At 46.3% G+C, this 21,173-nt stretch carries 20 protein-coding genes and 1 pseudogene; 1 reads left to right on the forward strand and 20 read right to left on the reverse strand.

Annotated features, from left to right (window positions below; all coding sequences use genetic code 11):
- From D829_RS0112350 to rplS, 5 genes and pseudogenes are all read right to left on the reverse strand, one after another.
- Positions 1-1,262, reverse strand: a pseudogene (locus D829_RS0112350) (hypothetical protein); the annotation flags it as partial.
- Between the two features lie 30 nt (positions 1,263-1,292).
- Positions 1,293-1,994, reverse strand: a complete 702-nt coding sequence (locus tag D829_RS30925; RefSeq protein ID WP_017689209.1) for a ribonuclease HII — start codon at positions 1,992-1,994, stop codon at positions 1,293-1,295.
- 462 nt (positions 1,995-2,456) lie between these two features.
- On the reverse strand, positions 2,457-3,320 hold the full coding sequence (ylqF, locus tag D829_RS0112360; protein WP_017689210.1) for a ribosome biogenesis GTPase YlqF: 864 nt from the start codon (positions 3,318-3,320) through the stop codon (positions 2,457-2,459).
- Positions 3,321-3,350: 30 nt separating this feature from the next.
- Complete coding sequence (gene lepB / locus D829_RS0112365) at positions 3,351-3,971, reverse strand: signal peptidase I (protein ID WP_017689211.1); 621 nt, start codon at positions 3,969-3,971, stop codon at positions 3,351-3,353.
- A 357-nt stretch (positions 3,972-4,328) separates the two neighbouring features.
- Positions 4,329-4,670: a 50S ribosomal protein L19 gene (gene rplS / locus D829_RS0112370; protein WP_017689212.1), complete on the reverse strand. Its 342-nt coding sequence runs from the start codon at positions 4,668-4,670 to the stop codon at positions 4,329-4,331.
- Positions 4,671-4,875: 205 nt separating this feature from the next.
- Between rplS and D829_RS30930 the strand changes: the two genes are divergently transcribed.
- Entirely contained in the window at positions 4,876-5,841 is a 966-nt protein-coding gene (locus D829_RS30930; protein WP_152417020.1) for a polysaccharide deacetylase family protein, read from the forward strand.
- A gap of 3 nt (positions 5,842-5,844) precedes the next feature.
- On the opposite strand, the gene D829_RS0112380 is transcribed toward D829_RS30930, so the two are convergent.
- The 15 genes from D829_RS0112380 to fabG form a co-directional block, all read right to left on the reverse strand.
- Positions 5,845-7,092, reverse strand: a complete 1,248-nt coding sequence (locus tag D829_RS0112380; RefSeq protein WP_017689214.1) for a hypothetical protein — start codon at positions 7,090-7,092, stop codon at positions 5,845-5,847.
- 151 nt (positions 7,093-7,243) lie between these two features.
- Positions 7,244-7,618, reverse strand: coding sequence for a VOC family protein (locus D829_RS0112385; protein ID WP_017689215.1), 375 nt, complete (start codon positions 7,616-7,618; stop codon positions 7,244-7,246).
- Positions 7,619-7,806: 188 nt separating this feature from the next.
- Positions 7,807-8,574, reverse strand: coding sequence for a tRNA (guanosine(37)-N1)-methyltransferase TrmD (gene trmD / locus D829_RS0112390; protein WP_017689216.1), 768 nt, complete (start codon positions 8,572-8,574; stop codon positions 7,807-7,809).
- Between the two features lies 1 nt (position 8,575).
- The gene (gene rimM / locus D829_RS0112395; protein ID WP_017689217.1) at positions 8,576-9,088 is read right to left on the reverse strand and encodes a ribosome maturation factor RimM; all 513 of its coding nucleotides are present in this window, start codon (positions 9,086-9,088) and stop codon (positions 8,576-8,578) included.
- Between the two features lie 301 nt (positions 9,089-9,389).
- Positions 9,390-9,620, reverse strand: coding sequence for a KH domain-containing protein (locus D829_RS0112400; protein ID WP_017689218.1), 231 nt, complete (start codon positions 9,618-9,620; stop codon positions 9,390-9,392).
- A gap of 23 nt (positions 9,621-9,643) precedes the next feature.
- The gene (gene rpsP / locus D829_RS0112405; protein WP_017689219.1) at positions 9,644-9,916 is read right to left on the reverse strand and encodes a 30S ribosomal protein S16; all 273 of its coding nucleotides are present in this window, start codon (positions 9,914-9,916) and stop codon (positions 9,644-9,646) included.
- A gap of 52 nt (positions 9,917-9,968) precedes the next feature.
- The gene (gene ffh, locus D829_RS0112410) at positions 9,969-11,348 is read right to left on the reverse strand and encodes a signal recognition particle protein (RefSeq protein WP_017689220.1); all 1,380 of its coding nucleotides are present in this window, start codon (positions 11,346-11,348) and stop codon (positions 9,969-9,971) included.
- 63 nt (positions 11,349-11,411) lie between these two features.
- Positions 11,412-11,762: a YlxM family DNA-binding protein gene (ylxM, locus tag D829_RS0112415; protein WP_017689221.1), complete on the reverse strand. Its 351-nt coding sequence runs from the start codon at positions 11,760-11,762 to the stop codon at positions 11,412-11,414.
- A gap of 262 nt (positions 11,763-12,024) precedes the next feature.
- Positions 12,025-12,672, reverse strand: coding sequence for a hemolysin III family protein (locus tag D829_RS0112420; RefSeq protein WP_017689222.1), 648 nt, complete (start codon positions 12,670-12,672; stop codon positions 12,025-12,027).
- A 145-nt stretch (positions 12,673-12,817) separates the two neighbouring features.
- Complete coding sequence (gene ftsY, locus D829_RS0112425) at positions 12,818-13,831, reverse strand: signal recognition particle-docking protein FtsY (RefSeq protein WP_017689223.1); 1,014 nt, start codon at positions 13,829-13,831, stop codon at positions 12,818-12,820.
- Between the two features lie 107 nt (positions 13,832-13,938).
- Entirely contained in the window at positions 13,939-17,508 is a 3,570-nt protein-coding gene (gene smc / locus D829_RS0112430; protein ID WP_017689224.1) for a chromosome segregation protein SMC, read from the reverse strand.
- Between the two features lie 218 nt (positions 17,509-17,726).
- A complete protein-coding gene (gene rnc, locus D829_RS0112435) occupies positions 17,727-18,431 on the reverse strand; it encodes a ribonuclease III (protein ID WP_017689225.1) in 705 nt (234 codons plus the stop codon).
- A 13-nt stretch (positions 18,432-18,444) separates the two neighbouring features.
- A complete protein-coding gene (gene fabF / locus D829_RS0112440; protein WP_026081143.1) occupies positions 18,445-19,683 on the reverse strand; it encodes a beta-ketoacyl-ACP synthase II in 1,239 nt (412 codons plus the stop codon).
- 176 nt (positions 19,684-19,859) lie between these two features.
- A complete protein-coding gene (acpP, locus tag D829_RS0112445; protein ID WP_017689227.1) occupies positions 19,860-20,093 on the reverse strand; it encodes an acyl carrier protein in 234 nt (77 codons plus the stop codon).
- 152 nt (positions 20,094-20,245) lie between these two features.
- Positions 20,246-20,995 carry a 3-oxoacyl-[acyl-carrier-protein] reductase gene (gene fabG, locus D829_RS0112450; RefSeq protein ID WP_017689228.1) on the reverse strand — a complete coding sequence of 250 codons (750 nt, stop codon included), beginning with the start codon at positions 20,993-20,995 and terminating at the stop codon, positions 20,246-20,248.
- Positions 20,996-21,173: the final 178 nt, after the last annotated feature.

Consider the following 21,173-nt stretch of genomic DNA (forward strand, 5'->3'; position numbering starts at 1 on the left):
GGGGCGGCCTGTGCTGCCGCACCAGGCTGCGCCGGTGCGGCAGTGGACGCGCTGCGCAGGGCGTCCAGCAGCGCCAACAGCTTGGGCGCCAGCTGCGCTGCCGTAGGCGCTGCTGGCGCAGCCTGGCCTGCTGCGGACGGCGTCCCCGCAGCAGCAGGCGTTTCAGCGCGGCCGTCAGTCCGCCCGGCCGCGCCTGCTTCAGGCTGGCCTGCACTTGCACGGCCAGCCACAGATTCTGCTGCCGCCCCTGGTGTACCCGGGCGGCTCCCAGCTTGGCCCGCGTCAGCCCCGCGCGGGCTCTCGCCAGGTATTCCGGTTCCAGACGGAATACCCGCACCCCCTTTGCCAGCCGTTTCAACGTTGCTGGCAACTGCCTTGGCCCCGGCTTCAGCATTCGCTGTGCCTCCGCCGGTCTGCACATTTCCTTTCACCGCAGTACCTGCATCCTCTGTCCCGCCATCCGTCATGGATATAGATCCCGCCAAAGCTGCTTGTCCTTGTTGCGTTGACAAAGCAGGTGCTCCGGTTCCAGTCACCTGACGACCGTTGCCTGACGCAGCCAATCCTTCATCCATCTGTGCTCCATTCAGCACGACGGGTACACCAGCCACAACAGCTGGTTTCATCGCAGCAGATTGTTCTCCAGGCAATAGCGGTTTACCTGTTGTTTGAGTCAGCATCGTTTCCAACTGATCAGCCAACCCACTTAACAACTGGTGCAAAGGGGGGCCAAACACCGTCTGGTGTAATCCTTTTACTGTTTCCGCCGTAACCGGAAGGCCACGCTGAAAAGCAATCCCTGTCGCCTGCACCCATTCTTCCACAGGGACCTGTGCAGGTTTGGCTGTCATCATATTTTGGACCATAGCCACATTATCCTTAGTGAGCGGCACTCCGCTACGCTGCATGGCAAGTAACAGTTCCCGGTTCCCTTTTGTATCCGGCAGTCCCACATCCTTAAGCAGGTTGTTCAGCGAAGCTTGTGGCAGCTCTGCGAGTGTTCCCGACATAGGTTTCATTACCGTTATGCCATTTTCACCTGGAGGCTGTACTTGAAGCAACGTGGTCTCACCCGGACGGAGTGGAGTCTCCAACTTGGCGCGCACTTGCACACCTTGAATCTGCAGAACTGCTTCTCCCCCATCATCGGATACACTAACGACGGAGCCACGAACCACCTGACCTTCCTTTAATTCAAGCGGTTTGGCATTGCCGGGCTTACTATCTCCCATTAACCCCTTTATCATGGAACCGATATTCAAATCTCTCCCCCTCCTTCCTTCAAACCTGTGTTAAAATAACGATTGCTGTTCTCCAAGCAGGTTGCCCAGAAAACTGCGCCGATGCATCGGGGTTGCCCCCAATGCCATAATTTGCTCCCGATGAACTTTTGTTGCATATCCTTTATGTATCGACAAGCCATATTCCGGATATAATGTATCCCATTCTTCCTTACACAGCCGATCTCGCGTTACCTTGGCAATAATAGATGCCGCTGCGATCGATTGACTATTAGCATCACCTTTAATAATGGACAGTTGAGGTACATTCACATCCACCTTCTCGGCATCCACCAGCATATAATCAGGAGTTTCTCCCAATGCTTCAACAGCTCGTTTCATCGCAAGTCTCGCAGCCTGCTTGATGTTAAGCCGATCAATTGTCTCTGCATCCGCGTACCCGATCCCTACCGCCAGCGCTTTTTCCATAACGACGTCATATAATGCATTACGTTTTTTCTCCGTTAATTTCTTGGAGTCATTCACACCTTCCAGGATGAGATCCTTCGGTAAAATAACCGCCGCTGCGACAACATCCCCAAACAAACATCCCCGTCCTACCTCATCAATACCAGCAATACGTTCAAATCCACTGTCCCAATACTCCCGCTCGTAGAGCAACAGGTCTCGAGGTTCACTGGCTTCTTTTTTCTTCTTTGGTCCAATCGGGGTATCCAGTAGATTCAACCCAATCTCTTCATTATTTTCAACCATAACGCTCATCTCCTCTACCCACGCTTTTTCAGCATGCGTATCACTTACAACATTTTATAATATAGACGTAGATACTCTGTCTTTTGTTCTGTACAACCTGTCTCTCTCAGTAAAACTTTTCCTTGAGATTTACAATATAAAGATAGTGATGTCTTCATTTATCGGTATTTGATGGTTTAAATTGAATATATCAGACCTCGTCTAATTTAAATTGCACCACCATTTATCATAGCACGATTTAGATGCACCTGATATATAGGTCAGCCAATTCCATAAAGCGTACTGTTCTTCAAACCTCTTCCATTTTATCGTTTTCGACGTATGTTCCAGCTCTACTTCCGCGTTTGTATACACAAAAAACGACCGCTCCCGGTAATCCGGTAACGGCCGCTTCTTTCGGCACTTGTATATATGAAATGAACAAATGAAGATAATGATCTCCATCGTGTAGAGTCCATTTTTTTAATAGGGAGCTTCCATAGAGAAACGTCCCATTTTACCCGCTCGCAGTTCACGCAGAAATGCTCGTGATGCCTTTTCCAGATCAATACGTCCACCGCTTACAATGCAACCACGTATACGGCCGACTTGTTCCATAATCGCAATAACACTGTCTGAATCATCTGCATCCTTGGAGAACTCCTGAAGTCCGTATCTCTCTTCCAGAGCGTCCCAGTAATAACGCATCAGGTAACTGATTCCAAAAAAGGCGATATCCTCTGCATTCAAAATTTCCTCTTTGATCGCACCAGTTACGGCAAGACGATAACCTACATTTTGATCTTCGAACTTAGGCCAAAGAATACCTGGAGTATCCAATAACTCCATTTCTTTGCCTACCTTGATCCACTGTTGCCCCTTCGTCACACCAGGACGATCTCCTGTTAACGCAATACTCCGTCCAGCTAGTCGGTTAATCAGAGTTGATTTACCTACATTGGGAATCCCTACGATCAACCCGCGAACCGCACGAGGATTAATCCCTTTAGCAATTTGACGGTCAATTTTTTCTTTAAGAAGAAGCTTGGCCTGCACGGGAATATCTTTAACATTGGTTCCCGTCGAAGCATCTACAGGAAAAGCGGTAATTCCTTCTTTTTTGAAATATTCAATCCATTCTTGCGTCACTTTAGCATCTGCCAAATCTGATTTGTTCAACAAAATCATCCGGGGTTTATCCAGCAATATTTCGTCAATCATCGGATTACGACTGGAGACAGGCAGACGGGCATCCAATAGTTCGATGACCACGTCGATGAGCTTTAACTTATCCTGAATCTGGCGTCTGGCTCGAGTCATATGACCTGGAAACCATTGTATCGTCAACTTGTCTTCACCTCATTATTTACTTCAATTTCAGTGGTTGATCCACTTAATCTCACCGATCGGCCAGAAAATCACATCTGCACGACCAATAATATCTTTTAACGAAACATAACCGATCATACGGCTGTCTGTACTATTTGGACGGTTGTCTCCCATTACAAATACATGACCTGCCGGCACTTTGCCATCAGGGAACTGTTCATTCGGGAAATCCTTCACGTTATAGGTTCCACCATTTGCTTCAGCTGCATCAATGGCTCCTTGAATATACGTTTCATCAACCTTTTTACCGTTAACCATCACGGTATCGTCCTGAACCTCAACTGTATCACCTTCTACAGCAATAACACGTTTAATGAAATCTCGACCTTCGGATGGTACGTGGAAGACGATAACTTCACCGCGCTTCGGTTCTCTGATATCATATAAGATCTCGTTGACGATCACACGTTCACCCGTTTCAAAGTTCGGCTGCATGGACGGACCGTCCACAACAAACGGTTTGAAGAGCAACCACCGAATCAGAATGACGAGAACTAATGCGATAACAATGGCTTTAAGCCATTCAACAATCTCATTTTTGGCTTTTTTGGATCGACTGTTTTTCTCTTCGGCAGGATTGCCCCGGTCATGTTGAACTTCTTGTTCCATTCAAGATCTTCCTCTCTTCACAGTACATGTTTATAGCAGTACACACATCCAGCATTCTGTATCGTTCCAATAACTCAATGGATGGATACAAAACATTCACATCAGTTATGTAATCTTACACCAAGCATTACAGTACATTTAATCCACAATTCAAATGCCTTCAAGAGGTTGTTCAAAAAGTCGGTACTGAAACCGGTCTTTTGAACACGCACTTCAATAACTGATTTTACAAGCCTCCCGGACTATTCACCGCATGCGTTGCCATACCATTTTACTCGGAAGTGTACCTCCGGTTCAACTTTTCCCGGACAAAAACGAAAAGGGCTTGTCTCCAAGCCCTTCCCGGTATCCGTTATATTAACGAATTTCTTTAATTCTCGCTGCTTTACCGCGTAGTTCACGAAGATAATAAAGCTTCGCACGACGAACTTTACCACGGCGAGCCACTTCGATTCTATCGATTTTAGGGGAATGAAGCGGGAAAGCTCTTTCCACACCTACACCGTAAGAAATTTTACGAACTGTAAAAGTCTCACTGATTCCACCACCACGGCGTTTAATCACAACACCTTCGAACAATTGGATACGCTCGCGAGTTCCCTCGATTACCTTAACGTGCACTTTCAAAGTGTCACCAGGACGAAAACTCGGAAGATCCTTGCGAAGTTGTTCTTGTGTAATCGCTTGAACGATATTCATCTATGACTCCCTCCTTCCATACAGGCGTTCATACTTCTTCCAGAGATCACCTTGTCTCCTTCATCATCCATAGAGGACCGCCGTATTCCACATAACAGACTTATTGTATCACGCAGCATATCAAAATACAAGGAAAATCAAACAAAATGCCTATTGATCAATCAGCAACGCTGATACTCATCCATCTCATGTTGTCTTTATTCTAATGAAATATTGGAAAAAGATCATGCTTGCCGTACTCGCCATGCTCACATGCTCCATTACACTGTATGCATATGCCGTAACTCACCCAACGAATGCACTGTCACACAAAGCCTGCACATCCTGGGATATGGTCAAACGCAAAGCATTCGAGCTGTCACACACTGACTTCTCTAACCAATCTGCGCTGGATCGTTCTGCTTTCAAGATTGAACAAGGTACCGCTACAGAAGTTCCTGTACTGATGTATCATTACATAGAACCCAAACTGAACAATCACGAGACAGGTAACAAATCCATCATTAATCTGGAGGATTTCGAGCAAAATATGAAATACCTGCATGATGAAGGCTACCAAACGATTACACTGAATCAGCTTGAACAATATGTTAGCGGGAAAATTTCCCTACTACAGAAGTCCATTGTAATTACCTTTGATGATGGATACCAGAACAATTATACTTTAGCTTACCCTGTGCTTCAAAAATATAATTTTCATGCCTCGCTGTTTGTCATAGGCAGTAAAATTCAGGATAAACCTTCGGTATTTGAGCCCGCCATCAACAGTTTCATCTCCAAGCCAGAGATGCAGGCAGCAACCGACGTATTTGAGTTCAACAGCCATACCTATAACCTGCATCATAAGGGATTTATGCGCTGTGGGAACAGCGTACCTGTCGGTCTGGACACCAGTCTTCTGGATGATGATATCCAGCATATGAAGCAAACCGGAATAGACACACCTTATCTGGCCTATCCTTTTGGTTATACCAGTACACAGATGATCTACAAGTTACAGCAACATGGATATCGCATGGCCTTTACCGTAAAGTCTGGATTTGTGCATCCAGGAGATCATCCCATGAAGCTGCCTCGCTTGACGGTCACGACAGGTACTGATTTGGCGACCTTGCTTCAACCCGAATCCAGTCCGCAGAACGAATCATCTGCATCGGAGAATGACCAGTAAAACCTAGATTTTAACTTCACCGCCCGGATACAGAGTCGAGCTATATAGCCTTTTAAGCTGTGGCTTGGCTCTTTTTGCATCGGTAAGTGATAATGTCATCGGAGAGCTGGAATAAATCACTGCTTTCTCTGCGTCATAGATGATGATCTGTTCTTTCCCCGTCTGAACCAGGTCTGCATGCACCGCATATCCCTCTTTCGGGAATTCAGTAACCGTTTTCATATCTCCATCTACCAAAGAAGGCAACACATCTCCACCTCGGCGATACGCCAAAATATAATCAAGTCCACCTTCATCCCAGTTACATACAGGCTCTATAATGGTTAACCAGCCCCGAGTCGTGCGGTTTTCTTTCCATATTTCTTTCCCAGCGCTATCCAGCATGAACATTCCATCCTTACCATGCTCATCCCCCCGAACAATCCGGTCCAGACCTGCAATCTGTAAACCTTCCATTCCAGTAAAAAAATGGCCTAACGCAATATGCTGTGATTCAATTGAATCTTCATAACGCCATTTCTCATTTCCGTAGCGGTCCATCATGACCGTAACACTGCCACCAATGACAACCTCGACTTGCCCATCACCGTCAACGTCTCCAAACCATATACAGTCAGCATGATCATCCAGATTCTTACAAGACCATAATAATGTCCCACCATGATCCAGCATGTCATATCCGGCCATCACTTCATCCTTCCCATCTCCATCGATATCGTATACCCATGGAAAATGTCCTGGATTCCCTTCATGCTTCCATAACAAATTAAAATCATGGTCCAGTGCCCATAACGTCTTATAGCGGTCTTTCAGTATAATGTCCATTTTCTGCTGGTTACCCGTCAGGTTGGCGAGAATAATGCAGTCATGAGCTTCATCACCTGGCAGATCACGTGTTTCTTTGATCTCTCCGGTCCGGCCATCCAACACGAGAAATTGTTTGTCCATGACACACAATACTTCATTATTTCCATCTCCATCCCAATCTGCGACCTGAGCGGGATAGTCTGAACCCGGACCACCTGCATCGAGATCGGGAGTTCCGACCTGCCATAGTAATGTTCCTTCCAGATCAAATGCAGTCAAACAGCATACCTGATGCGGAACATACCGATCGTCTATGCCCCCATCTGCCTGTACAAGCAACATTTCAAGTCTGCCGTCTCCATTCAGATCTCCCAAAAGCATTTTGCAGCGTTCTCCGGCTTGGCTAATATCTAGTCTGGCGATTTCATAAGGCAGATGATTCATAACCTTCCTCCTCAGCATATCGTTCTTCAATTCTAGCTGAGTTCACCATAAAGAAACCTCTAGTTTTTTACAACCCTATTGTGTAGTTATGCAAAAATGTTCAATGCTGCAAAAAAGTGCCTACGTAATTAAACGATTTAAACGAATGATTTTAACCCCACTCTAAAAACTCAAGGCGATTGCCAAAAGGATCATTTATATAGAAACGTCTTACACCTTCATCTGCTCTTGCTTCGTCATCGTCAATATGAATTTGGTCATGAATGAGATGATCACGTAACTGATCCAAATGTTGTACATGAAATGCCGGATGAGCTTTTGTGGCGGGAATAAAATCTTTTTGTACCCCAATATGCACTTGGTGTCTGCCACACTCGAACCATACACCACCCCGTTTTCTCAGAATTTCAGGTTTGGGAATCTCCGTCCAGCCCAGAACTTTATTGAAAAAATGACGCGCCTCCGCCTCACAACCTTCTGGTGCTGCGAGCTGAATATGATCAAGACCAATAATATTGTAAGTCATTCATACACCGCCTTTTGTTCCACTTAATGAAACTAAGTTTCATTAATTATACTTGTATTTTATAAAATATACTAATGAAAATCCAGTATTCTTTTCAATGTACACAAAAAAAAGCCAACCTTTAGTATCAAGGCAGGCCCTTTCGAACTCTGGAAAATAATATTTACGTGTTTATACGATACATATACTTATTCTGTGCTATGTTTACGGTTTGAGCGTATCTTTTTCAACCAAATACGTTCTTTATCCGTCAAATCCGCCGTTTCCAACATCTCCGGTCTACGCTCTAACGTACGAAGCAAAGACTGCTCTCTGCGCCATGCCTCAATGTTCAGATGATGTCCTGACAACAGCATATCCGGTACTTTCATGCCCCTAAACTCGGGTGGACGTGTGTAGTGTGGGTATTCGAGTAGTCCAGTGCTGAATGAATCGGTTACTGCGCTTGTCTCATTGCCAAGCACACCGGGAATAAGGCGTACGATGCTGTCGATCGCAACCATAGCAGGCAATTCCCCACCAGTGAGCACGTAATCACCAATGGATAGTTCATCCGTCACGAGAAATTCGCGAATTCGCTCATCGTAACCTTCATAATGTCCACATATAAAAATCAGATGATCTTCCTGTACAAGTTCTTCTGCTTTTTTCTGTGTAAACGTCTCACCTTGCGGACACATTAAAATGATACGTGGAGCTTTCATGGTTACCGCGGCTTCTCCGCGTTGCTCCAGTACATCTTCAACAGCAGCAAAGATCGGATCTGGTTTCAGCACCATGCCTCCACCCCCACCGTAAGGAGCATCATCGACCGTATTGTGCTTATTTGTCGCATAATTACGGAAGTTGGTTGCACCGAGGGACACCAGCCCCTTCGTTTGGGCTTTACCCAGAATGCTTGCTCCGAATACGCCGTCAAACATCTCCGGGAATAGTGTTAATACATCCACTTTCATGTTACAGCAGCCCTTCCATCAGGTGAATCTTCACTTGCTGCTGTTCGATGTCCACATCTAGTACTACATCATCAATAACGGGAATCAGTACTTCTTTACCTGCTGGCGTTTTGACAACCCATACATCATTAGCACCTGGAGTCAAAATTTCAGAGATGGTTCCGAGCGTTTCACCCTCTTCGGTGATGACCGAACACCCAACGATTTGATGGAAGTAGTATTCACCTTCCTCCAATTCAGCCAGATTCTCTTTCAACACTTTGGCCATGCCGCCCTTAAACTTCTCTACTTCATTAATATTGCCGTACTCTTTCAGACGAAGAATATACATATTCTTATGCAAACGTGCAGATTCCACGTTAACCATGACTGGATGATTATCTGGTGTAAAGAAAAACAACTCTGCATTTTTCGCGAAACGCACTTCCGGGAAATCGGTTAGAGGCATGATTCTCACCTCACCGCGAATTCCATGCGTATTAACGATTTTACCTACATTCATAAACTCTGCCATAATTCCTCCTACGAAATTAAATCAAACTAAACAGATACTTCGACTCTCGTATGGTCGTTCCGGCGACGGTTCGTTCTTTCGATCGCTGTTACCCCCTCATTTTTCGAACTTACTTTAGAAGGTGAAAATGAGGTGATAAAGGCGAACGCTAACGCTTCTCCAGAATCGATCCCGTCCCCTGCACTGCTCCGAAGTCACTCATACCCAAAAATATTTTATTTCAATATCTAATCCAACATATTAAGTTCAGCATGCACGAAAAGGGGCTAGGACATGCATCCTAACCCCCTTTCGTATATCTTTAAGATATGATATCAACGGTAACCCGTTTATCCATCTTAACTGCTGCTGATGTGACGACCGTACGAAGTGATTTCGCGATTCGTCCCTGTTTACCAATTACCTTCCCGACATCGTCAGGATGAACAGTTAACTCATAAACGACAAGCCGGTCTTTCTCAACCGTCCGAACCGTCACATCTTCCGGATGATCGACTAAAGCCTTAGCAATTATGCTTACTAATTCTTCCATAGATGACCCTCCGAATCAGCACTTTATTTAGATAATTTAGACTCGTGGAACTTCTTCATCACGCCCGCTTTGCTAAGCAAGTTGCGGACAGTGTCAGATGCTTGTGCACCGTTTTGAAGCCATGCCAATGCTTTATCTTCATCGATCTTAACAACAGCCGGTTGTTCAACCGGGTTGTAGTAACCGATCTCCTCGATAAAACGACCGTCACGTGGGGAACGGGAATCCGATACCACTACGCGGTAGAAAGGAGCTTTGTGAGCACCCATACGTTTCAGACGAATACGAACTGCCATTTGAAAATTCACCTCCTTCAATGAAATCTGTATATGATCCAGCTTCGCTTAATCAACGGAAAGGAAACTTCATTCCTTTACCCATACCTTTAAGCTGCTTCATAGCTTTATTTTTACCGCCGCCTTTAGGTCCCATCATATCCGAGAACTGTTTCATCATGCGGCGCATCTCATCAAACTGCTTGATCAGACGATTTACTTCAGCCAGAGATGTTCCGCTACCCGTAGCAATACGCTTCCGGCGGCTATGGTTGATCATGTCCGGGTTGCGTTTCTCCTCGGTCGTCATAGAGTAGACGATCGCTTCGATCCGGCCCATCTGTTTATCATCAACCTTCAGATCCTTAGCTTGTTTCATCTTGCCCATGCCCGGGATCATATCCATGATCTGGTCGATTGGTCCCAGCTTTTTCACTTGATCCATCTGCTCCAGGAAATCTTCAAACGTGAATTCTGCATTACGCATCTTCCGTTCCATTTCCTTGGCTTTATCGGTATCAATGTTTAATTGTGCTTTCTCAATCAGAGATAACATATCACCCATACCGAGGATCCGTGAAGCCATACGTTCCGGGTGGAACGGCTCCAAAGCGTCAAGTTTCTCTCCAAGGGAAGCAAACTTGATTGGACAACCTGTAACTGCTTTGACGGAAAGCGCAGCACCACCACGAGTATCTCCATCCAGTTTCGTCAGGACAACCCCGGTCAGATTAAGCTGCTGGTTAAAGTGTTCTGCTACGTTAACCGCATCCTGACCTGTCATGCTGTCTACGACAAGCAGTACTTCATCCGGATTCACTACGCTGTGAATCTGGCGAAGTTCTTCCATCAGTTCTTCATCAACATGCAGACGTCCAGCTGTATCGATAATAACATAGTCATTACCGTTATCTTTGGCATGTTGAAGACCTTGACGTGCGATCTCAACAGGGCTTGTCTGATCTCCCAGTGTGAATACCGGCGCTTTGATCTGCTCGCCAAGTACTTGCAACTGTTTGATCGCTGCCGGACGGTAAATATCTCCTGCAACAAGCAATGGTCTGCTGTTTTGCTTTTGCAGCATTTTAGCCAGTTTACCCGATGTGGTTGTTTTACCAGCACCCTGCAAACCAACCATCATCAGCACCGTAGGCGGTTTGTTCGCTTTAGCCAGTTTCGCTTGGCTTCCACCCATCAAATCCGTTAGTTCCTTGTTAACGATGTCGATGATGACCATTCCTGGCGTGAAGCTTTCCATCACTTCTTTGCCAACAGCCTTCTCTTTCACCTTGGCGATGAATTCCTTGACCACTTTGAAGTTTACATCCGCTTCGAGCAATGCCAGACGTACCTCGCGCATAGCCTCGGCTACATCTTCATCAGACACCTTGCCTTTGCCGCGCAGCTTGCTGAACACATTCTGTAATCGGGTCGTTAATCCTTCAAATGCCATGATCCCACCTCCTTAAGCTTTAATACTGTTTTCAAGACCGATACGTTCCGCTCAGCCAATATTTCATTCACTAAGCTGAGCAACGATATCGTGTATTTGTTTGTTGTTATCAATGGAGACGCCTGCGCGTTCCAATGCATTTTGCAAATCTTCAAGATTGCGATTACGCCGTTCATGCTTTTCCAGCAAGCCCAGCTTGCTTTCGTAATTTTCCAGCACTTGTTCGGCACGCTTGATATGCTCGTATACCGCCTGGCGGCTGATCTCAAACTCGGCTGCAATTTCACCAAGTGAGAAATCGTCATGAAAGTAATACTTTAGAAAAGTCTGCTGTTTCTCGGTAAGTAACAATTCATAAAAAGCAAACAGCAAGTTAATCCGGTTTGTCTTCTCAAGCCGATTTTCTTGACTCACATCGGGGCACTCCCTTCGTCAAGGAAAAACACTTTACACTCTTGCAACGTTCCTAATAATACCTAAAACAAATCAGGTTGTCAAGCAAAAATACTTGTCACAATAAAAACAGCTCTGATGATATGTTATTTCGATGTTTAACGGGTGATTTATACCCTTTTTCACTACAAGCAAATTCTATCTGTATCGCTGCGACCCACCTCTATGTAGAAGAAAAAACGAATGCTTCTCAGTCCGTGGAGATGCATCCGTTTATGGTGTTCTAGCGAAGTGGTGTCAGATACAGCAGCACCATAAAGAAATGAAGAATACTGCCTGCTAGCACGAAGAGATGCCAAATCGCATGGTGGTACGGAAATCCACGCCATACATAAAAAAGCGTACCCAGTGTATACATCAGGCCTCCAGCAACCAGCAGCACAATGCCGCCTGTAGGAATGGCAGCCATAAGAGGTTGCCAAGCAATAACGATCAGCCAGCCCATCGCTATATAAAAAATCGTGGACATGAATAGAAACTTTTTCGTAAAAAACGCCTTAAAGATCACGCCGAATAATGCGATTCCCCAGATTATACCGAACAGGGTCCATCCAAGTGTACCGCGAACAGCAATAAACAAAAGCGGAGTGTACGATCCCGCAATAAACAAATAAATGGAAGAATGGTCGAAAATCTCAAATAAATCTTTCACTTTTCCATCTTTCCATGCATGCACGAGTGTAGAGCTTGTATAGAGCAGCAGCATGGTGATCCCGTAGATCGTGAAACTGACCACATGCCAAGCCGTGCCTTTCATACTTGAAAATACAATCAATATCACCAGTGCAGCTACACTGAGTGCAGCGCCGATTCCATGTGTCACCGCATTGGCGACTTCTTCACGGCGAGAATAGGTATACGTATTGGCCATTTTCAACCGTCCTTTCTAACCCTTTAACATTACCTTCTTTATTCCCATTATACACGTATTGCCAGTGACATTACACGTGACACTTATCACGTCTATCACTGGCAATTGCGCATAACGCTATTCATTTATCCTAATTATAATGGTTCTAGGAATTAGCTTCCTCTTCCTCAACACTTTCAGCTGGCTGTTCCTGGATCAATCCGGCGAACAAAGCATGCACAAATTGCTCCGAATCAAACGGCTGCAGATCATCAATTTTCTCACCAAGTCCCACGAGCTTCACTGGCAAGTCCAGCTCTTGACGGATCGCAACAACGATCCCGCCTTTGGCTGTTCCATCCAGTTTCGTCAGTACGAGGCCAGTTACACCGCTTTTCTCACCGAAAAGTTTAGCCTGGTTTAAAGCATTTTGACCTGTTGTTGCATCCAAAACCATCAGTACTTCATGCGGAGCATCCGGAATTTCACGCTGAATGACACGATAGATCTTGTTAAGCTCGTCCATCAGGTTAGATTTGTTTTGCAGACGACCTGCTGTATCACAGAGCAGAACATCCGCACCCCGTTGTTTCGCTGCTTGTACCGCATCATACATAACCGCTGCTGGATCAGAACCAGATTGCTGTTTGATAACATCGACACCGGCACGTTGCCCCCATACTTCCAGCTGTTCAATGGCTCCGGCACGGAACGTATCTCCAGCTGCCATGATGACTTTTTTACCTTGTTGTTTGAAGCGATGTGCCAGCTTGCCAATCGTTGTTGTTTTACCAACACCGTTAACACCAACGAACAAAATAACGGTAATGCCATCCGGGTTCATTTTCAATTCGTTATTCTGTTCACCGCGAAGAAGACCCGTCAGTTTCTCGGACAATACAGGCTGCAGCTCAGCCGCATCCTCAATTTTGCGTTTTTTCACCTCAACGCGCAGGTCTTCGATCAGATTCATGACTGTATTCACGCCAACGTCTGCTCCGATCAAAATCTCTTCCAGTTCTTCATAGAACTCTTCATCGATTTTTTTGCGGCGGATTACGAGATCCGACACTTTTTCCACTAACCCTTTACGTGTCTTTTCCAATCCGTCCTTGAACTGTTTGGTGACTGACTCCGTTTTGCTTGCAATGCTGTCTCTCAGCTTTTTAAAAAAACTCATAAAGCCCCTCCATCGTGTACATAATCTAAGCTTTTTGTAAAACACTTACTCTAAATTAAATTTAAATAATTACAATGAGTTCATCTGTCTCGCAGGTTTGGATCAGATCAGGCAATTACCGCTTCCTCATCTTCCAGTTTAACCGAAACAAGCTTGGATACTCCGCCCTCTTCCATTGTAACACCGTACAGCACATCTGCCTCTTCCATCGTACCTTTACGATGGGTAACAACGATGAACTGTGTCTGTTCGGAGAATTCACGCAAGTACTGGGCAAAACGTACCACGTTAGCTTCGTCCAGTGCTGCCTCAACTTCATCCAGCACGCAGAATGGTACAGGTTTGACATGCAAAATAGCAAATAATAAAGCCATCGCCGTCAAAGCCCGCTCCCCACCAGATAACAGTTGCAGGTTTTGCAGTTTCTTGCCTGGTGGCTGAGCCACAATATCTATTCCCGTTTCAAGCAAGCGCTCCGGGTCCATCAGAACAAGGTCAGCACGCCCCCCACCAAACAGCTTGCTAAACACGGTACCGAACTCACGGCGGATGGCATCAAACGTGATCTTGAATCGCTTCGCCATCTCGTCTTCCATTTCCCGAATCACCTGATACAACGTTGTTTTAGCTTCCACCAGGTCATTCTTCTGTACACTCAGGAACTCGTATCGCTCATTGACTCGCTGGAACTCCTCAATCGCTCCCAGGTTAACATCACCAAGGGCCGATATACTGCGCTTCAGCTTTTGTACTTCTGCCTGTGTATGCTCCACATCTTCCGGCACAGGATAACGCTCTTTGGCCAGTTCATAGCCCAGTTCGTATTCATCCGTCAATTTCCGCAGTATATTTTCCAGCTCAACATCCAGCCGGTTCACGGAAATTTCCGTCTGTCGCATCTGCTCTTCCACAGCTTTCAACTGCGTGCGCTGTTCCTTCGTTTCGCTCTCGGCAAGCTCAAGCTTTTTCGACAACTCACTTCGGGCAGCACGTTTGAAGTCCAGCTCCTGGGAAGCTTCCGCTTTTTTCAGCTTGTACTGGTTCAGATCTTCAATCTGTTTAACACTCTCGGTCTGTGTTTTCTTGAGATCTGCTTCCATCGAAGCCAGTAACGTACGATTCTGACGAAGATCTTTCACCAGCGACTCCACTTCCCGCTCCAGACGTCGCAATTGTTCGCCATTGGAGAATCGCTCCTGATCGAGCTTTCCTTCGCGCACTTTCAATTCGGTGAGTTGGCTCTGCAATTCTTCCTTCGCGGATTCATTGGCTTTCCGAGCAAACTCAGCTGCATGAATGGCACGATGAGTCGCTTTTTCTTCCTCTTCAAGCTGCTCCAGCTTCTTCACAGCGACGATGCGAGCCGTATCCAGCTCTTTGATCTCTTCGGTAAAGCCGCTCTTCTCCTGCCCGGCAACGGCAACCTGTTCAAGCACATGGCGAAGCTCATGCTCTACCTGCTTCATTTCCATCGAAGCCTGCTGTTCTGCATTTCGGGTATCATCACCGGACTGACGAAGTTCATCCAGTTTGTCCTGACACTGCTCCAGTTGAACTTTTACATCATCCACACTGCGATGCAGTTTCACGATCTGATTTTCGGTATCCAAAATATCCTGGTCGAGCTGGTCCAGCTGCCGTTTCCGACTGAGCAGACTCACATTTTTCTTGTGCTGGCTACCACCTGTCATGGAACCACCCGCATTGACCACGTCACCTTCGAGTGTCACAACCCGGAAACGATACTGACAGCGAGCCGCAATTTTATTGGCAACCTCCAGCGTTTCGGCAATAATAACATTGCCGAGCAAGCTGCCAATGATTGAAGCATATTTGGATTCGAATTGTACAAGATCAGCACCGATCCCCACAAAACCCTCCATACCTTCGATCATGGAACGTTCAGCCGCTCCAATGGCACGAGGACGAATGACATCCAGAGGCAGGAACGTTGCACGCCCCAACTGGCGTTGCTTCAGGAAAGCGATTGCCTGTCTGGAAACTGATTCATTTTCCATGACCACATGCTGCAAGGATGCTCCCATCGCTGTCTCTACGGCAAGTTCAATCTTTTCTGGAACTTTGACGAGTTCAGCTACAGCGCCATGAACACCGCTCAGCGTACCTTTACGCGAAGCTTTGAGGACCTCCTTGACACCCAGCATGAATCCGTCAAAATCATCCTGCATCTCTTTCATCGTATCGCGGCGGGAGACCTGAGCTTCACGCTTCTGTTCCCATTTACGGACCGTGCCCCGACTTTCTTCGAGCAGCTTCTGCAGCGACTGAAGTCGTTCACTTTCCGTAATGTAACCACCACGTAGATCACTGATTTCTTTGCCCAAACGAACAACTTTTTTCTCAATGTCCGCTTTGCGACTATCCAGTGTCTCTTTTTGATCTTCCCATTTGCCTGATTCTTCAGCCGCGCGATTCATTCTGCGCTCCAGCGTTTCTTTCTGCTGATCCACATAACGAATTTCATTGCGTGTCTGAGCCATCTGATTCATCAGTTCCAGCAAGTTGCCTTTGAGGCTTTCCTCTTGCTGTTGACTAATGCCGCCTGTGACACCGATGAGTTTGGCTTCTTCCTGGGACAACTGATTTCTCACATCACTCAGTTCATGCTCAAGTTTGCCAAACTTCTCACGCAGTGCAAGCAGCTCGGTTTCCCGTTCGCGATGTCTCTCTTCACTGGCAGCAAGTGTTACTTTAAGCTGCTCCTGATTTGTTTGCAGATGGTGCGAGCGCTCCTTGAGCAATTCTCCAAGTCCTTCACTTTTCTCTGTCGCTTCACTGAATTGCAATAAAGCGGCTTGCAGTTGCTCTGTCTCTGTTTCCAGGATACGCAGCGCATTTCGATCATTTTCCAGCTTGGCATCATGCGTAGAGACAATCGCTGCGAGTCCAACCTCTTCCTGTTTTAGCGATTGCAAGCGCTCGTTCGCCTTACTCCAGGAAGCATGAATCTGTTCGATCTGGTACACATACATTGAGATCTCTTGCGATTTGAGCTGTGAACGAAGTTCCTTATAGTGGATCGCTTTCTCTGATTGTTCCTTTAGCGGTCCAATCTGATCTTCCAGTTCAGTCACCAGATCATGAATACGCAGCAAATTTTGCTCTGTCTCATCCAGTTTGCGCGTCGCATCCCGCTTGCGGGATTTATATTTAACGATACCTGAAGCTTCTTCAAAGATACCTCTGCGATCCTCTGAACGGGTACTCAGAATCTCTTCGATTCGCCCCTGTCCAATAATCGAGTAGGCTTCCTTACCAATGCCGGTATCCATAAACAACTCCGTGATATCCTTCAAACGACAAGATTGCTTGTTAATAAAATATTCACTATCTCCGCTGCGATGTACACGACGAGTCACCGTCACCTCACCGAAATCCAATGCAAGTGCGTGATCTTCGTTATCGAGCGTTAGCGACACCTCACCGAAATTAACGGCCTTCCGTGCGTCACTGCCTGCAAAGATAATATCTTCCATCTTGCCACCACGCAGCGACTTGGCACTTTGTTCTCCCAGAACCCAGCGAATTCCGTCCGATATATTACTCTTGCCACTTCCGTTCGGACCTACAACAGCCGTAATGCCACGAACGAACTCCATCTCCGTTTTGTCGGCGAATGACTTGAATCCACCCAATTCAATCCGTTTTAAAAACATAGGGTTTCTCGTCACCTCCTCTTGCAAATTTCAAGTATTGCATTCCAGCGCCTAAATAAATTGAACTAAAATAAAGTTCACTTATTTAGTTAACGATCAGGTAACCTTCTCCTGAACCTCTTTACAAAAAAAAGAGCAAAAAGCAGTCCGGCCGATTACTTCCGCCGGGGCGGACCCGCGGGCTGCTCTTTGCTCTTCGTTTGTCTATGCGCTATCGGTTAAGCTCCGGCTTCCGGAAGCTTCAGTCGATCAAGTGCTGCAGATGCAGCCTGTTGTTCCGCTTCCTTTTTGGAACGTCCTGTACCTCTGCCAAGCCGTTCTTGACCCATATGGACCTCCGAGACAAACTCACGTTCATGGGCAGGTCCCCGTTCCTCAACGATACGGTATTCCAAAGCCCCCATATTGTGATGCTGAGTAAGTTCCTGCAGTTCCGTTTTGTAATCACTCATTTGCAGCTTGCTGCCCAATACAATTAATGGGAAGACATGCTGGTCGAGAAATGCCCGGACAGGCGCAAGCCCCTGATCCAGATACAATGCACCAATGAAAGATTCAAACACATCTGCCAGCAGAGCCGGCCGTGTCCGTCCTCCAGTTAGTTCCTCACCTTTACCAAGAAGTACATACTGCCCAAAACCCAACACTTCAGCAAATTTGACGAGGGAAGGCTCACAGACAATGGATGCCCGCAGCTTAGTTAATTCGCCTTCCGGACGGTTAGGATACAAATGATACAAGTATTCCGATACAGTCAGTTCCAGCACGGCATCGCCCAGAAACTCCAGACGCTCGTTATCCTGATGCTGACTGAACCGGTGTTCGTTTACATAAGAAGCATGGGTAAACGCTTGTTTTAAAAGCTGCCTGTTGTCAAATTTGATTTGAAGTTTATGTTGTAACTGCTTCAGATCTTCACTCAAACGAACTAGCCCCTTATGCTTCAAATTTTTTGAGAATAATGGTGGCATTGTGACCGCCGAATCCAAATGAATTGGACATGGCAATATTAACTTTGGTTTGACGTGCAACATTTGGTACATAATCCAGATCACATTCCGGGTCCTGATTTTCCAGGTTAATCGTTGGAGCCAGTGTCTGATGTGTCAGTGACAATCCGCAGATAACCGCTTCTACACCACCAGCAGCACCAAGCATGTGGCCCGTCATGGATTTAGTGGAACTCACGGCGAGCTTGTACGCATGATCACCAAACGCCTTTTTGATCGCTAGCGTTTCGGATCTGTCGCCTACAGGCGTCGAAGTTCCGTGTGCATTAATGTAGTCCACTTCTTCAGGCTCAATACCCGCATTACGAAGTGCCATCTTCATGCAACGTGCTGCACCGTCCGGATCTGGTTCTGTCATGTGATGTGCATCACCTGTCAGACCGTAACCGATCACTTCACCATAAATGCGTGCACCACGTTTTTGAGCATGTTCCAGGGATTCCAGAATCATAACACCAGCGCCTTCGCCCATAACAAAACCATCACGTTCTGTATCAAAAGGACGGCTTGACTTCGCAGGATCATCATTACGTGTAGACATTGCACGCATAGCACAGAACCCTGCAAGACCCGTTGGTCTGATTGTTGCTTCCGCACCACCACAGATCATGGCATCTGCATCACCATTGGCAATCAGCTTGAAGGAATCTCCGATGGAGTGTGTACCTGTTGCACAAGCGGTAACAACGTTAATGTTAGGACCTTTGGCGCCAAGAGAAATCGACATTTGGCCCGAAGCCATGTTGGAGATCATCATGGGAATAAAGAATGGGCTTACCCGTTTTGGACCTTTTTGCAACAAAGCATTATGTTGGTCCTCCCAAGTACCCAATCCACCAATACCTGATCCGATGGATACACCGAAACGCTCTGCTTCAATGTTCTCGTTAATTTTCAAACCACTGTCTTCAACGGCTTTGAAGCCGGCTGCCACAGCGAACTGAACAAAACGGTCCATTTTACGAGCATCCTTGCGATCCATGTACTCTTCCGGGTTGAAATCCTTGATTTCGGCTGCAATCTGTGTCGTGTATTCACTTACATCAAATGCCTCAATCTGAGAGATTCCAGACTTTCCTGCCATTAAACTGCCCCAGAACGTTTCCAAATCTTTTCCGAGCGATGTCATTACGCCCATTCCGGTAATTACTACTCTTTGTTTCAAACCGAGTCACCTCTATATCGACTGCATTACGCAAGTATTTTGTGGGAATATCCGCAAACAGACATCTATTCAACCAAGATAAGCCTGCTTGAGTAGAGTTGCTTGCGGAATGAGAAAAACCAATGAATGATGAGAAGTCCCGCCTGTTCGAAAACATGTGCGGGACTGAATTGACTTTAGGTATGAGATTGTATGTACTTAACAACTTCACCTACGGTCGTGATTTTTTCTGCATCTTCATCAGAGATTTCCAAATCAAATTCATCTTCCAATTCCATGACCAATTCCACTACATCCAAAGAATCAGCACCCAAATCCTCTTTGAAAGATGCTTCAAGTGTAACTTCAGCTTCGTCTGCGCCCAAGCGGTCGACGACGATGCGTTTTACACGCTCCAATACATCGGACATCCGGTTCACCTCCTTCTTTGGTATTATACGAGAATCGCAGGCAAAATGCCATAGAAGACATATGCGGCTCCCGGCCGGGGAACCCGGCCTTTTTCCGGCATTTCGGATCGTCCAGCGCCTGTTCCCCGACTATTGTTCAAGTCCGGGAAGAATTACATGTACATGCCACCATCGACATGCAGCGTCTGCCCTGTCATATAAGATGAAGCCTGTGAAGCCAGGAAAGTGACTACACCGGCGATTTCATCCGGCTGACCCAAACGGGACAACGGAATACCACTTAGCATACCGTCCACCAGCTCCTGGGACAACTCTTTTGTCATATCTGTCTCAATGAAACCTGGTGCAACACAGTTAACTGTGATTCCACGAGAAGCCAGTTCACGAGCAGATGCCTTTGTCAGGCCAATGACTCCTGCTTTGGCAGCAACATAGTTCGCTTGCCCAGCATTACCGAGCACACCTACAACCGAGGAGATATTGATAATTCTTCCCGACCGTTGTTTCATCATTGGACGTGTAACCGCCTTAAGGCAGTTAAACACACCTTTGAGATTGGTTTCAATAACCTGATCGAATTCTTCCTCTTTCATACGCATGATCAGATTATCACGGGTAATACCGGCATTGTTCACCAGAATATCAACGTTGCCCCATGCTTCGAGTGTAGCTTTGACCATTTGTTCAGCTTCATCCATCAGACCAACATTGGCTTGAAGTGTAATCGCCTTAACTCCTTTGGCACGAATCGCTTCCGCCACTTCCTCAGCTGCCGCTTGGCTACCCGCATAATTCACGGCTACGTTCGCTCCAGCTTCTGCAAGTGCCAGTGCAATACTGCGCCCAATGCCCCGGGATGCCCCGGTAACGAGTGCATTTTTACCTTCTAATGGTTTAGACATAATCATTCCTCCTTTCCCCAAATCTATATCAGTTCAACCAAAGAATGTTTACACTTGCCACTCCGATGACAGAATAAACTTCCGATCGCTGTTATCCCCAGATTTTTTGATTCCCTTTTTAAAGGGGAAATCCGGTGATAGCGTATGCTTCCGATGTAGCTTTCTTTCAGAAAGCTTT

Origin of the sequence: Paenibacillus sp. PAMC 26794, assembly GCF_000316035.1 — a bacterium.
GTDB lineage: Bacteria > Bacillota > Bacilli > Paenibacillales > Paenibacillaceae > Paenibacillus.